The organism is Pseudobacillus sp. FSL P4-0506 (assembly GCF_038003025.1).
In the GTDB taxonomy this organism is placed as follows: domain Bacteria; phylum Bacillota; class Bacilli; order Bacillales; family Domibacillaceae; genus Pseudobacillus.
The window spans coordinates 3,489,509-3,504,323 of the sequence record NZ_JBBOOI010000001.1 but is presented as its reverse complement, the minus strand read 5'-3'; the positions used below and the strand labels follow the sequence as shown (position 1 = coordinate 3,504,323).

Sequence of the window (14,815 nt, the reverse complement as noted above, 5' to 3'; positions counted from 1 at the left end):
CCACAGCTGTAAAAAAAGGAGGAGCTATGAATGGAGTATAAAGATACGTTATTAATGCCAAAGACAGAATTCCCAATGCGCGGCAATTTGCCAAAGCGTGAACCGGATATGCAGAAAAAATGGGAAGAAATGGATATTTATAAAAAGGTTCAAGAGCGGACGAAAGGGCGGCCGATGTTTATCCTGCATGATGGCCCTCCATATGCGAATGGTGATATTCATATGGGACATGCGCTTAATAAGATTTTGAAGGACTTTATTGTCCGTTATAAATCAATGAGCGGCTTTCAGGCACCATATGTGCCTGGTTGGGATACGCATGGACTGCCGATTGAGCAGGCGCTGACAAACAAAGGGGTAAAACGGAAAGAAATGACAATCGCGGAATTCCGTAAGCTATGTGAAGAGTATGCCTATGAACAAATAGCTAACCAGAAAGAACAATTTAAGCATTTAGGCGTACGCGGAGACTGGGACAACCCTTATATTACGTTAAAGCCAGAATATGAAGCACAGCAAATTAAAGTATTCGGTGAGATGGCGAAGAAAGGATATATTTATAAAGGATTGCGACCTGTATATTGGTCTCCATCCAGTGAGTCTGCTCTTGCTGAAGCTGAAATTGAATATAAAGATAAGCGTTCTCCATCTATTTATGTTGCTTTCGATGTGAAAGACGGAAAAGGCGTGTTGGAGGAAGGTACAAAAATTGTTATTTGGACGACAACACCGTGGACGATTCCTGCCAACCTCGGAATTTCCGTTCATCCTGAGTTAACGTATGCAGTGATCGAAGCGGACGGAGAACGATACGTCGTAGTGGAAGATTTAGTGGAAGAAGTAGCTTCTAAAGTAGGTTGGGAATCCTATCAAGTAGCGAAAACAGTAAAAGGAGCAGAGCTAGAATATATCGTAGCGAAGCATCCACTATACGGAAGGGATTCTCTCGTGATGCTTGGAGAACACGTAACGACAGATGCGGGAACAGGCTGTGTACATACAGCACCAGGCCATGGGGAAGATGACTTTATCATCGGTAAAAAATATGGGCTGGACGTTCTTTGCCCGGTTAATGATCGTGGGGTTATGACAGAAGAAGCAACAGGCTTTGCTGGTCTATTCTACGACGAGGCAAACAAACCGATTACCGAAAAACTAGAAGAGGCCGGTGCTCTTTTAAAACTAGAGTTCTTTACGCATTCTTATCCACATGATTGGCGGACGAAAAAACCGGTTATTTTCCGAGCCACAGCACAGTGGTTTGCATCGATTGACAAATTCCGCGACGAACTTCTTAAAGCAGTAAAAGAAACAAAGTGGGTACCTGCATGGGGAGAAACACGCCTATTCAATATGGTGCGTGACCGCGGAGACTGGTGTATTTCTCGTCAGCGTGCATGGGGAGTGCCGATCCCGGTTTTCTATGCTGAAAATAACGAGCCAATTATCACAGACGAAACAATTGCTCATGTATCTGAATTGTTCCGCGAGCATGGTTCAAATGTTTGGTTTGAAAGAGAAGCAAAGGACTTGCTTCCAGAAGGCTTTACGCATCCAGGCAGCCCGAACGGCCAGTTCACAAAAGAAACGGATATTATGGATGTGTGGTTTGATTCAGGCTCTTCTCATCAGGCTGTACTTGAAGAGCGCGAAGATTTGCAGCGTCCGGCTGATCTCTATCTTGAAGGATCAGACCAATATCGCGGCTGGTTTAACTCATCATTAACAACAGCGGTAGCTGTTACTGGCAAGGCTCCTTACAAAGGGGTGCTCAGCCATGGTTTTGCGCTTGATGGTGAAGGCCGCAAAATGAGTAAGTCACTAGGAAATGTTGTTGTCCCTTCCAAAGTAATGAAGCAGCTCGGAGCTGATATTTTACGCTTGTGGGTAGCATCAGTGGATTTTCAGGCAGACGTTCGTGTATCCGATGCGATTTTGAAGCAAGTAGCAGAAGTTTACCGGAAGATCCGTAATACATTCCGTTTCTTGCTTGGTAACTTGGCTGATTTTGAACCAGCTCGTGACACAGTCACGTACGAAAATCTACGAGAAGTGGATCAATTCATGCTCGTAAAACTGAATGGTCTAATTAAAGAAATTCATCATCATTATGAAAACTATGAGTTTGCGGCCATTTATCATGCGGTTAATAATTTCTGCACAGTCGACTTGAGTGCGTTCTATCTTGATTTTGCTAAAGATATTTTATATATTGAACCGGAAAGCCATAAAGATCGTCGTGCGATTCAAACGGTTCTTTATGAAACATTGCTTGCCTTAACGAAGCTTTTATCGCCAATTCTATCGCATACGGCTGATGAAGTTTGGGCACATGTACCAGGAGTATCGGAAGAAAGCGTCCAGCTGACAGATATGCCTGAGTGGAAAGAATTAACCGGCGCAGCAGAACTAACAGATAAATGGACTAAGTTTATGAATCTGCGCGATGATATTTTAAAAGCACTTGAAGCAGCACGAAATGAAAAAGTGATTGGAAAATCATTAACGGCGAAAGTCACCGTTTATACGGATAATGAAGCAGGTGCCCTGCTTGACTCTATCCAGGAAGATGTGAAACAACTGTTAATCGTTTCTGGTTTTGAACGGGAAGGAACAAAAGCCGAAGCCCCTGAAAATGCCCTTCATTTTGATCATGTAGCGGTTGTGGTTGAAAAAGCAGAAGGAGAAACGTGTGAGCGCTGCTGGATCGTTTCTACTGAAGTAGGAGAGGATTCGAAGCATCCGACACTCTGTCCACGGTGTGCGGAAGTTGTTTCAGAGCATTATTCAGAAGTAAAGTAAGATGGATAAAGGAAAGTCGGTAATATCGGCTTAAATGGGAGGTTGTCCTGCAAGTGTCGGTTCTGATAAATTATGCCTTACGGGTAATTATCGGAAACGCCTGTTGCTTGCAGGGCAGCTTTTTTAATGGATCGAAAAAGATGGGCAAGAATGGAGGAGTTTCCTTGTACTATTTATTAGCATTGCTAGTAATTTTGCTTGATCAGTGGACAAAGTGGTTGGTTGTAAAGGGTATGGAAATCGGTGAAAGCGTAGAAATTATTAAAAATTTCTTTTATATTACTTCCCATCGTAACCGGGGAGCTGCCTGGGGGATGTTGGAAGGGCAGTTTTGGCTGTTCTATGTCATTACGGTTGCTGTGGTGGCAGGAATTGTTTATTATATGCAGACAGAGGCAAAAAACAAACCGCTCATGAAGAGTGCTCTGGCTTTTTTGCTTGGAGGAGCGATTGGAAATTTTATTGATCGTGTATTCCGTAAAGAAGTTGTTGATTTTGTGAACACGTATATTTTCAACTATGATTTCCCAATATTTAATATTGCTGACGCAGCGCTGACAATCGGTGTGATTTTGCTGCTCATCGCCGTATTTATTGAGGACAAGAAAGAAAAGAGGAAGTTGAATGGATAGCATAGAATATATTGTCCGTGAAGAGGAAGAGAATGTAAGGATAGACAAAGTAGCCGCGGGCATTAATGAAGAGTGGTCACGTACCCAGGTGCAGGACTGGATTAAAGCAGGATTAATAAAAGTAAACGGCAAACCTGTCAAATCAAATTACAAATGTTTGACGGGAGATGAATTGCTCATTGAAATCCCTGACCCTGAGCCGCTCGATATTGAAGCTGAGGATTTAAATCTGGACGTTTACTATGAAGATGAGGATGTATTAGTTGTCAATAAACCGCGTGGAATGGTCGTCCACCCGGCTCCTGGGCATTTGTCGGGTACGCTTGTTAACGGGTTGATGGCTCATTGTAAGGATCTGTCGGGAATTAATGGTGTTATGCGTCCGGGAATTGTTCATCGGATTGATAAAGATACATCCGGTTTATTGATGGTCGCCAAAAATGATATGGCACACGAAAAGCTTGTTCAGCAGCTTGTAGATAAGTCGGTCACTCGAAAATATCAAGCCATTGTTCATGGAGTTATACCTCATGACCATGGGACAATTGATGCGCCAATTGGCCGTGACACAAAGGACAGGCAAAGCATGGCCGTCGTTAACGGTGGCAAGCATGCTGTTACGCATTTCCATGTGCTGGAGCGGTTCAAAGACTTTACGTTCGTTGAATGTGTGCTTGAGACAGGCCGTACTCATCAAATCAGGGTGCATATGAAATATATTGGCTACCCGCTTGCTGGTGATCCTAAATATGGACCGAAGAAGACGCTTAATATCGATGGCCAGGCACTGCACGCAGGTGTGCTCGGTTTTGTTCATCCGCGCACGGGTGAATATATGGAGTTTGAGGCACCGCTTCCCGAAGAATTTCAGCGGCTTTTGAAATTATTGTCCCAAAACAATTGACAATCACTAAAAGAAGCAGTAAGCTTAGAACAGTTGAATAAGACCTTTAAAAACAGTCCCGTGAGGCTGGGAAGGTGACGGATCATATGCAGGGAGAAGCTATGTCTTCCTCGCATATTTACACGCATCTATCCTCTCGTCTACGCGGCGGGAGGATTTTTTTATGATCAACGTCATGAGGTGATGGAATGGAAAAAGCGACAGTTATGGATGAACAGGCCATACGACGGGCACTGACACGAATTGCCCATGAAATATTGGAGAAAAATAAAGGCATTGCCAATTGTGTGTTAATCGGGATCAAGACAAGAGGGATTTATTTAGCTCAAAGGCTGGCAGAACGCATTAAACAAATAGAGGGCCAAGACATACCAGTAGGTGATCTTGATATCAGTTTGTACAGAGATGATCTGTCCATCAAGACAGATAATAATGATCCTGAAGTAAAAGGCTCTGATATCCCTGTAAGTGTAACAGATAAGGTGGTTATTCTGGTTGATGATGTGCTTTACACGGGCAGAACAGTTCGGGCTGCCATGGATGCCCTTATGGATGTTGGACGTCCGTCCCATATCCAAATGGCTGTACTAGTTGACCGTGGCCATCGCGAGCTGCCGATCCGGGCAGATTATATCGGTAAAAATATTCCTTCAGCTAGCAGTGAACGAATTGTCGTTGAACTTGAAGAAGTCGACGGAACAGACCAAGTAACTATTCATGAATAAAATCAATGCTCTTTAATCGCTGTCCAGAGAGACAGTCAAAGAGGAAGCTAGCGTTGAAGTGTATAAAATATACAATAAACATGCATAACTTCATAGGAACCTTTTAAAAATGTCCAGAGAGGCATTTAAGGGTGTAGGACAATCGTGTGCATGGCGTTGCCGCCAAAACATTGTCTAAATGCTAAACACCCTTGAAAATGGGTGTTTTTTTTATGAAAAATGGAGGCGGAAAAACAATGATGCAAAATTTAGTTTCAATTAAGGATATGAATAAAGATGAAATTCTGTTAATATTAATGCAAGCAGAAAAATTTTCTCAAGGTGAGATCTGGCATGCTGGTCAACAAACATTTGTAGCTAACTTGTTTTTCGAGGCAAGCACGCGTACGAAGACGAGTTTTGAAGTAGCTGAGAGAAAATTAGGCCTTGATGTCATCCCATTTGAAGCAGGTAGTTCCAGTGTTTTAAAAGGAGAAACACTATATGACACTGTACGCACGCTTGAGTCGATCGGCGTCAATGCGGTCGTCATCCGCCATGAAGAAGATCGATATTACGAGCAGCTTGTCAATAAAGTGAATATTCCTGTGATTAACGCAGGGGACGGCTGCGGACAGCATCCTACACAGTGCCTGCTTGATTTATTCACCATTCAGCAGGAGTTTGGACGATTTGAGGGGGTAAAAGTAGGAATCGTCGGCGATATTCGCCACAGCCGAGTAGCTCGTTCAAATGCGGAAGCTCTCCGTAAGCTTGGTGCGGATGTGCGTTTCTCTGGCCCACCTGAGTGGTTCGCTGAGGATTATTTAACGGCTGGCGACTACATGGACTTGGACCGCCTTGTCGAGGAAGTCGACGTTTTAATGCTTCTCAGAATTCAACATGAACGCCATGGCGGTAAAGCAGCTATGACAAAAGAAGAATACCATAACTTGTATGGTTTAACTCTAGAAAGAGAAAAACGCATGAAGGCAGGAAGTATCATCATGCATCCGGCTCCCGTCAATCGAGATGTCGAGATTGCAGATAGCCTCGTAGAATGCGACAGATCACGTATTTTCAAACAAATGGAGAACGGTGTATTCATCAGAATGGCTGTTTTAAAACAAGTGCTGGAAGGGAGATTATCAAATGAACTGGCTAATCAAAAATGGCAATATTCTTGCTGAGAACGGGGAACTGAAAAAACAGGATATACGGATAGAAGAAACGAAGATCGCGGAGATAGGAGAGAACTTGACGGCGAACGGAGAAAATATCCTGGACGCAGAGGGACAGCTTATTATACCGGGCCTAATTGATCTGCATGTTCATTTGCGCGAGCCGGGCGGTGAACACAAAGAAACAATTAAAACAGGCACTATGGCAGCGGCAGCAGGCGGCTTTACTACGATTGCAGCTATGCCGAATACGCGTCCTGTGCCAGATACAGTTGAAAACCTAACTAACTTAAATAACCGTATTGAAGAAACAGCACATGTTCGGGTGCTTCCATATGCTTCTATTACGATTAGAGAAGCAGGAAAAGAGTTGACAGATTTTGCAAGTTTAAAAGAAACAGGAGCATTCGCTTTCACAGATGACGGGGTCGGTGTACAGCAGGCTGGGATGATGTACGAAGCTATGAAAAAGGCCGCAGCGATTGATGCAGCAGTTGTCGCTCATTGTGAAGATAATTCGCTCATTTATGGAGGAGCGGTTCATGCCGGCGAATTTGCAGCGGAAAATGATATTCCTGGTATTCCTTCAATCTGTGAATCTGTACATATTGCACGGGATGTACTGATCGCTGAAGCGGCAGGATGTCACTATCATGTTTGTCATATTAGTACCGAGGGGTCTGTTAGAACAGTAAAAGATGCAAAAAGAGCAGGCATTCGCGTAACAGCCGAAGTAACACCGCATCATTTGCTGCTTTGTGATGAAGACATTCCAGGAATGGATACAAACTTTAAAATGAATCCACCGTTACGTGGCAAAAAAGATCAGCAAGCCTTAATCGAAGGATTGTTAGATGGAACGATTGATTTCATTGCGACTGATCATGCTCCGCATACAGCTGAGGAAAAAGCAGCTGGCATGCAGACCGCTCCATTTGGCATCGTTGGATTGGAAACGGCGTTTCCACTTCTATACACGCATCTGGTACAAAAAGGGTTGATCACGCTAAAACAATTGGTAGATTGGATGACGATTAAACCAGCACAAGCTTTCGGACTGCCTTATGGCAAGCTTGAAGAAGGAGCAGTTGCTGATATTGCCCTAATTGATTTACAGGCTGAAAAAGAAATTAATCCAGAAAAGTTTTACTCAAAAGGAAAAAACACCCCATTTGCGGGTTGGAAATGCAACGGCTGGCCAACAGCCACCATCTCAGAAGGTAAACTCGTATGGCAGGAAGGAAAGGTGCAGGCATGAAAAAACAGCTGATTTTAGAAGATGGGACAGTCTTTGCTGGCAAGGGATTTGGCAGTGACAAAGATATCATTGGAGAAGTGGTCTTTACAACAGGAATGACTGGCTATCAGGAAATATTATCTGATCCGTCCTACTGTGGCCAAATTGTTACTTTTACGTATCCTTTAGTCGGAAACTACGGGATTAATCGCGATGATTTTGAAACAATCAACCCTGCTGTAAAAGCATTAATCGTTAAGGAAGCAGCTGATTTTCCATCAAATTTTCGCAGCGAAATGTCACTTGATGAGTATTTAAAAATGAAACAAATCCCAGCTATCTCCGGAGTAGATACAAGGAAATTAACAAGAATTATTCGTCAGTACGGAACATTAAAAGGCGCTATCGTTTCCATGGAAGAAAAAGCAGAGGACGTGATTCATCGCCTGCGGGCAGCTGTCTTGCCTACAGATCAAGTGGATCAGGTGTCTACGAAATCCGCTTATCCGAATCCGGGACGTGGCTACCGCGTGGTTCTTATGGATTTCGGTATGAAGCACGGCATCTTGCGCGAATTAAACAACCGTGATTGCGATGTGATCGTCGTTCCGCACGATACAACAGCTGAGGAAATCCTGCAATTGAATCCTGATGGGATTATGCTGTCCAACGGACCTGGAGATCCGAAAGATGTACCACACGCCATTGAAACAGTAAGAAAGCTGATTGGGAAAACACCGATCTTCGGCATCTGTCTTGGCCATCAGCTGTTTGCTCTTGCATCTGGTGCAGATACGTTCAAATTGAAATTCGGGCATCGCGGTTCCAATCATCCGGTGAAAGATCTAGCTACAGGAAAAACAGCTCTTACCTCTCAAAACCACAGCTACGCAGTAGATGAGGAGACGATTGCCAATACAGAATTAGAAGTCACTCACATTGCGTTAAACGACGGAACAGTTGAAGGTCTTGCTCATAAAACATATCCGGCCTTCACGGTTCAATATCATCCGGAAGCATCGCCAGGACCAGAGGATGACAACCACTTATTTGACCGCTTTATCAACATGATGAAAGAACATGCTGGGAAGGAGCTTCAACATGCCTAAACGTACAGATATTGAAAGTATACTAGTAATAGGATCAGGTCCGATTGTGATTGGCCAAGCTGCGGAGTTTGATTATGCTGGAACACAAGCCTGTTTGGCTTTAAAAGAAGAAGGTTACCGTGTAATCCTTGTTAACTCGAATCCAGCGACGATCATGACAGATACTGAAATCGCTGATGCTGTTTATATCGAACCGATCACATTAGAGTTTGTTAGTCGGATTATTCAAAAAGAGCGCCCGGATGCGATCTTACCAACACTCGGTGGGCAAACAGGCTTAAATATGGCTGTAGAACTTGCCAAAGCAGGTGTTTTAGAAGAGTACGGCGTGAAAGTGCTTGGAACAGAATTGTCAGCGATTGAGCAGGCAGAAGACCGTGATCTATTCCGACAGCTCATGAATGAATTGAATGAGCCGGTACCGGAGAGTGAAATTATCCATACGTTGGAAGAAGCCTATACGTTTGTTGAACAAATTGGCTATCCGGTTATTGTGCGTCCGGCTTATACGCTTGGCGGTACAGGCGGCGGAATCTGTACGAACGAAGAAGAGCTGATTGAGACGGTAACGAGCGGACTTAAGTACAGCCCTGTAACACAGTGTTTATTAGAGAAAAGCATTGCTGGTTTTAAAGAAATTGAGTATGAAGTGATGCGTGACTCCAATGACAATGCAATCGTCGTTTGTAACATGGAAAATATTGATCCGGTGGGAGTTCATACAGGCGATTCCATTGTTGTGGCGCCAAGCCAGACGCTAAGCGACCGTGAGTATCAAATGTTGCGGAATTCCTCCTTGAAAATCATTCGTGCGCTTGGTATTGAAGGCGGATGTAATGTGCAGCTTGCGCTTGATCCGTACAGCTTCCAATATTACATCATTGAGGTCAATCCGCGCGTCAGCCGTTCATCTGCCCTCGCTTCAAAAGCGACAGGCTATCCAATTGCCAAGCTTGCTGCAAAAATTGCTGTCGGCTTAACGTTAGATGAAATGAAAAACCCGGTAACAGGAAAAACATACGCTTGCTTCGAGCCAGCCCTTGATTATATTGTTTCAAAAATTCCAAGATGGCCGTTTGATAAATTTGAGTCTGCGAACCGTACACTTGGCACGCAGATGAAAGCAACAGGGGAAGTGATGGCCATCGGCCGCACGCTTGAGGAATCTATTCTGAAAGCTGTTCGTTCTCTTGAGAGCGGTGTGTATCATTTGGAGCTTGAAGATGCGAAGGAAGCAAGCGATGCGTTGATTGAAAAGCGTATTAGAAAAGCAGGAGACGAAAGACTCTTCTATATTGGTGAAGCGCTGCGCCGCGGTGTAACCATTGAAGCGATTCATGAGTGGTGCCAAATCGATCTATTCTTCTTAAAGAAATTCTCAAATATTGTCGAGTTTGAGAAAGAAGTAGCAGCGAACCGATTTGATGCAGAAACAGCACAAACAGCTAAAGAAATGGGCTTTGCTGACTCTACTATTGCTGCGCTTTGGGGCGTCAGAGAAAAAGAAGTATATGACTGGCGCAAAGAAAATCAAATTATCCCAGTGTATAAGATGGTAGATACATGTGCGGCTGAGTTTGAATCTGCAACGCCATATTATTATGGAACGTATGAAGAAGAAAACGAGTCCATCGTAACGGACCGCAAAAAGGTAGTTGTACTTGGTTCTGGACCGATCCGTATCGGTCAGGGGGTTGAGTTTGACTATGCAACGGTTCACTCTGTCTGGGCGATTAAAGAAGCTGGATATGAAGCGATCATTATCAATAACAACCCAGAAACCGTATCAACAGACTTTAGTATATCTGACAAGCTGTACTTTGAACCGCTTACGATTGAAGATGTTATGCATATCATTGATTTAGAACAGCCAGAGGGCGTTGTTGTTCAATTTGGCGGCCAAACAGCGATTAATCTAGCAGAAAAATTGATAGAACACGGAGTGAAAGTTCTAGGCACAACGGTTGAGGACCTGGATCGAGCAGAGAACCGTGATAAATTCGAACAAACACTTCAATCCTTAGACATTCCACAGCCGCTTGGAAAAACAGCTTTCTCTGTAGAAGCCGCTGTAAAAATTGCTGAAGAGATTGGTTATCCGGTTCTCGTTCGTCCGTCTTATGTACTCGGCGGCCGGGCTATGGAGATTGTGTATAAAGAAGCTGAGCTGCTTCACTACATGAAAAATGCCGTGAAAGTCAATCCAGATCATCCAGTACTCATCGACCGCTACTTAACTGGAAAAGAAATTGAAGTAGATGCCATTTCTGATGGTACAGATGTTGTGATCCCAGGCATTATGGAACATATCGAGCGGGCTGGTGTTCACTCTGGTGACTCGATTGCAGTATATCCGCCGCAGCAATTGACAAAAGAACAAAAAGAAACGATTGTGGATTATACGATCCGATTGGCGAAAGGCTTGAATATTGTCGGTTTATTAAACATCCAATATGTGGTTTCTAGAGGAGAAGTATTCGTGCTGGAAGTCAATCCACGTTCAAGCCGTACGGTTCCTTTCCTTAGCAAAATTACGAACATCCCAATGGCGAACATTGCGACGAAAGCGATCCTTGGACACTCCCTGCAAAGCCAGGGGTATGAAACAGGCCTTGTAAAAGAAGAGAAAGGCGTGTTCGTGAAAGTGCCGGTGTTCTCATTCGCTAAATTGCGCCGTGTAGATACTACACTTGGACCTGAGATGAAATCAACAGGTGAAGTAATGGGGAAAGACACAACAGTTGAAAAAGCTTTGTATAAGGGGCTTGTGGCAGCTGGCATTAAGATTCCTACAAAAGGCACCGTCTTAATGACAGTAGCAGATAAAGACAAAGAAGAAGCACTAGACTTAGCAAAACGCTTCTATAATATCGGCTACAAACTACTGGCTACGCACGGCACGGCGCAATATCTTAAAGAAGCTGGAGTGCCTGCAGAAACAGTGGCTAAAATTGGCGCAAAAGGACCCGACATTCTTGACACCATCCGCTCTGGTGAAGCCCAATTTGTTATTAACACATTAACAAGAGGCAAACAGCCTGCGCGTGATGGATTCCGTATTCGCCGCGAAACAGTAGAAAACGGCATTCCATGTCTAACGTCCTTGGATACAGCAGAAGCCATTCTGCGTGTGTTAGAATCAATGATTTTCTCTGCGGAATCTATGCCGAAGGCCGAGACTTCAAAAAAGTCTGAGGCGGTGTTTATATGATTAAAAAAGAATGGATGACGGTTGTTTCGCAACAAAACATTGCTAAAAATATATATGAGCTCACTCTTCAAGGTGAGCTCGTACAAGAGATGAACGAACCTGGCCGGTTCGTTCATCTTAAAGTAAGCGGACAAACGATGCCGCTGCTTCGCCGGCCTATCAGTATTGCAAATATCGATCAGGTGAACTCACGCTTTACAATGATTTACCGGGCAGAGGGCGAAGGGACAAAACTGCTTGCTGAAAAAAAGCCAGGGGATCAAGTTGATGTACTTGGCCCGCTTGGCCATGGTTTCCCAGTGAATGAAGCACAAGCAGGAGAAACGGCTATTTTAGTCGGAGGCGGCATCGGAGTGCCACCGCTGTATGAATTATCTCAACGGTTAAACGAAAAAGGTGTAAAGACAATTCATGTGCTAGGTTTTCAATCAGCAGATGTTGCTTTTTATGAAGATAGATTTGCTGAACTAGGCGAAACATATGTCGCGACTGTTGATGGTTCACTCGGTACAAAAGGATTTGTAACAGATGCGATCCGTGAGTTTAATTTACAAGGGGATATCTTGTACTCCTGCGGTCCAGTTGTCATGTTGAGAGCACTCGAGGAGCTGCAATTAACGAAAAAAGGATTTATTTCATTAGAGGAACGGATGGGCTGCGGCATCGGCGCTTGCTTTGCCTGTGTGTGCCATACACAAAATGACCCAACTGGCACGGAATACCGCAAAGTCTGCAGTGATGGACCTGTATTTCCAATGGGAGAGGTGGCTTTATGAGTAGATTAGAAACGAAACTGCCTGGTTTAACATTAAAAAATCCTATCATGCCTGCATCGGGCTGCTTCGGTTTTGGTCGTGAATTTAGCCAACTTTATGACCTGGATGTTCTGGGGGCCATCATGATTAAAGCAACAACTGAAGAACCGCGCTTTGGCAATCCGACTCCGCGTGTAGCGGAAACACCGGCAGGAATGCTAAATGCCATTGGTTTGCAAAACCCAGGGCTAGAAAAAGTAATGGAAAGAGAACTGCCTTGGTTAGCGCAACATAATGTGCCGATCATTGCCAATGTAGCTGGTTCCCAAGTAGAAGATTATGTAGAAGTAGCCCGTACGATTTCAAGCTCTCCCCATGTTCAGGCGCTAGAGCTAAACATCTCTTGTCCAAATGTAAAAACAGGTGGAATCGCTTTTGGAACAGTGCCAGAAACAGCAAAACATTTGACGAAGAAAGTCAAGGAAGTATCTGAAGTTCCAGTTTATGTGAAACTGTCTCCAAATGTATCAAATATCGTAGAAATGGCGAAAGCTGTAGAAGACGGCGGAGCCGATGGCTTAACGATGATTAACACGCTGCTCGGCATGCGCATTGATTTAAAAACAGGCAAGCCGATACTCGCTAATCGGACAGGCGGCTTATCAGGACCAGCTATCAAGCCAGTTGCGATCCGGATGATTTACGAAGTAAGCCAGCAGACGAACCTGCCGATCATTGGTATGGGCGGTATCTCTACGGTAGAAGATATTATTGAATTTTATCTGGCTGGTGCCGATGCCGTTGCGATTGGCACAGCGAATTTTTCCAATCCATACATTTGTCCTGAGCTCATTAAGGAATTGGATGAGTATTTGAGTGTGAATCAGATTGATCATATAAGCGAATTAACAGGAAGGAGCTGGGCTGAAGATGGAAAAAGAACCTATTATTGCTCTTGATTTTCCGACATGGGAAGATACAGAACATTTTTTGCAGCTTTTCCCTAAAGAATCATTGTATGTAAAAGTGGGAATGGAGCTTTACTTGCAAAATGGCCCTGCTATTATTGAGAAGCTAAAAAAGATGAATCATCGAATTTTCTTAGATTTAAAACTTCACGATATCCCTAATACCGTACAACAAGCAATGAAGGGGCTTGCCAACCTCGGCGTCGATATGATCAATGTGCATGCAGCAGGCGGAGAGAAAATGATGGCAGCTGCCAGGGAAGGATTAGAGCAAGGAGCAGCAGGGAACAGGCCGTTGCTTTTAGCAGTTACCCAGTTAACCTCCACTTCCGAAAAACAAATGCATAGTGAACAGCTTATACCGGTTTCTTTGGAAGAATCGGTGCTTCATTATGCCAAGCTGACGAAGGCAGCTGGCTGTGATGGTGTCGTCTGTTCAGTCCATGAAGCAGCGCGTATCGGTGAAGTATGCGGAGCGGAATTCTTACGAGTGACACCGGGGATACGGCTGAAGGAAGATGAAGCGAACGACCAGCAAAGAATTGCTGCCCCAGCAGGCGCGAGAGTGCTTGGTTCTTCAATGATTGTGGTAGGACGTTCCATTACGAAGGCGACTGAGCCGCTTAAAGCTTATCAAAAAGTAAAGCAGCAGTGGGGAGAGATGACGAATGTTAAATAAAGAAATTGCAGAAAAGTTATTAGATATTCAAGCGGTCTTTTTACAACCAAGCGAGCCATTTACGTGGTCTTCCGGAATCAAATCACCAATCTATTGTGATAATCGCTTGACATTGTCTTATCCAGAAACAAGAAAAACGATCGCTAAAGGGCTCGTTTCGTTAATTGAGGAACATTATCCGGAAGCGCAGCTGATTGCTGGCACTGCGACAGCAGGTATTCCGCATGCTGCTTGGGTCAGCGACCTCATGGACTTGCCCATGTGCTATGTCCGTTCAAAAGCGAAAGGACACGGCAAAGGAAACCAAATTGAAGGCAAAGCAGAACCGGGAACAAAAGTAGTCGTCGTTGAAGATTTAATCTCTACAGGTGGAAGTGCCATTACAGCAGTGGAAGCTCTTCGTGAAGCGGGATGTGAAGTGCTCGGCGTCGTAGCAATCTTTACATATGAGCTGCAAGCAGGAAAAGACAAGCTGGAAGCAGCGAACGTGACCGCTCATAGTCTAAGCAGCTATTCTACCTTAATTGAAGTAGCAGTTGAAAAAGAGTATGTCAAAGAAAGCGAGCTGGAAACACTTCGCGAGTGGCAAAAGAATCCTGCTAACTGGAAATAAGAAGATAAAAGGGGCGGCCC

General features: G+C 44.2%; 12 protein-coding genes. All 12 read left to right on the top strand.

The window, feature by feature from the left end; all coding sequences use genetic code 11:
- The first annotated feature begins 30 nt into the window (after window positions 1-30).
- The 12 genes from ileS to pyrE all read left to right on the top strand — a co-directional run bounded on the left by ileS (window position 31) and on the right by pyrE (window position 14,795).
- Window positions 31-2,802, top strand: a complete 2,772-nt coding sequence (gene ileS / locus MKZ02_RS17315) for an isoleucine--tRNA ligase (RefSeq protein WP_340854761.1) — start codon at window positions 31-33, stop codon at window positions 2,800-2,802.
- Window positions 2,803-2,942: 140 nt separating this feature from the next.
- On the top strand, window positions 2,943-3,434 hold the full coding sequence (gene lspA / locus MKZ02_RS17310) for a signal peptidase II (protein ID WP_120038175.1): 492 nt from the start codon (window positions 2,943-2,945) through the stop codon (window positions 3,432-3,434).
- On the top strand, window positions 3,427-4,338 hold the full coding sequence (locus MKZ02_RS17305) for an RluA family pseudouridine synthase (RefSeq protein ID WP_340854760.1): 912 nt from the start codon (window positions 3,427-3,429) through the stop codon (window positions 4,336-4,338). Before lspA ends, MKZ02_RS17305 begins: the two co-directional genes overlap by 8 nt.
- A gap of 188 nt (window positions 4,339-4,526) precedes the next feature.
- Window positions 4,527-5,063 carry a bifunctional pyr operon transcriptional regulator/uracil phosphoribosyltransferase PyrR gene (pyrR, locus tag MKZ02_RS17300; protein WP_120037118.1) on the top strand — a complete coding sequence of 179 codons (537 nt, stop codon included), beginning with the start codon at window positions 4,527-4,529 and terminating at the stop codon, window positions 5,061-5,063.
- Window positions 5,064-5,302: 239 nt separating this feature from the next.
- On the top strand, window positions 5,303-6,232 hold the full coding sequence (locus MKZ02_RS17295; RefSeq protein ID WP_120038179.1) for an aspartate carbamoyltransferase catalytic subunit: 930 nt from the start codon (window positions 5,303-5,305) through the stop codon (window positions 6,230-6,232).
- On the top strand, window positions 6,195-7,481 hold the full coding sequence (locus MKZ02_RS17290; protein ID WP_340854758.1) for a dihydroorotase: 1,287 nt from the start codon (window positions 6,195-6,197) through the stop codon (window positions 7,479-7,481). Before MKZ02_RS17295 ends, MKZ02_RS17290 begins: the two co-directional genes overlap by 38 nt.
- Window positions 7,478-8,569 (top strand): carbamoyl phosphate synthase small subunit, encoded by a 1,092-nt coding sequence (locus MKZ02_RS17285; RefSeq protein ID WP_340856446.1) that lies wholly within the window; start codon window positions 7,478-7,480, stop codon window positions 8,567-8,569. Before MKZ02_RS17290 ends, MKZ02_RS17285 begins: the two co-directional genes overlap by 4 nt.
- Window positions 8,562-11,780, top strand: a complete 3,219-nt coding sequence (gene carB, locus MKZ02_RS17280) for a carbamoyl-phosphate synthase large subunit (RefSeq protein ID WP_340854756.1) — start codon at window positions 8,562-8,564, stop codon at window positions 11,778-11,780. The genes MKZ02_RS17285 and carB overlap by 8 nt, the downstream gene beginning before the upstream one ends.
- The gene (locus tag MKZ02_RS17275) at window positions 11,777-12,556 is read left to right on the top strand and encodes a dihydroorotate dehydrogenase electron transfer subunit (RefSeq protein WP_340854755.1); all 780 of its coding nucleotides are present in this window, start codon (window positions 11,777-11,779) and stop codon (window positions 12,554-12,556) included. The genes carB and MKZ02_RS17275 overlap by 4 nt, the downstream gene beginning before the upstream one ends.
- Window positions 12,553-13,494 carry a dihydroorotate dehydrogenase gene (locus tag MKZ02_RS17270; protein ID WP_340854754.1) on the top strand — a complete coding sequence of 314 codons (942 nt, stop codon included), beginning with the start codon at window positions 12,553-12,555 and terminating at the stop codon, window positions 13,492-13,494. The genes MKZ02_RS17275 and MKZ02_RS17270 overlap by 4 nt, the downstream gene beginning before the upstream one ends.
- Complete coding sequence (gene pyrF / locus MKZ02_RS17265; RefSeq protein WP_340854752.1) at window positions 13,466-14,182, top strand: orotidine-5'-phosphate decarboxylase; 717 nt, start codon at window positions 13,466-13,468, stop codon at window positions 14,180-14,182. The genes MKZ02_RS17270 and pyrF overlap by 29 nt, the downstream gene beginning before the upstream one ends.
- Window positions 14,172-14,795 (top strand): orotate phosphoribosyltransferase, encoded by a 624-nt coding sequence (gene pyrE / locus MKZ02_RS17260; RefSeq protein WP_120037128.1) that lies wholly within the window; start codon window positions 14,172-14,174, stop codon window positions 14,793-14,795. Before pyrF ends, pyrE begins: the two co-directional genes overlap by 11 nt.
- The last annotated feature ends 20 nt before the right edge of the window (window positions 14,796-14,815 follow it).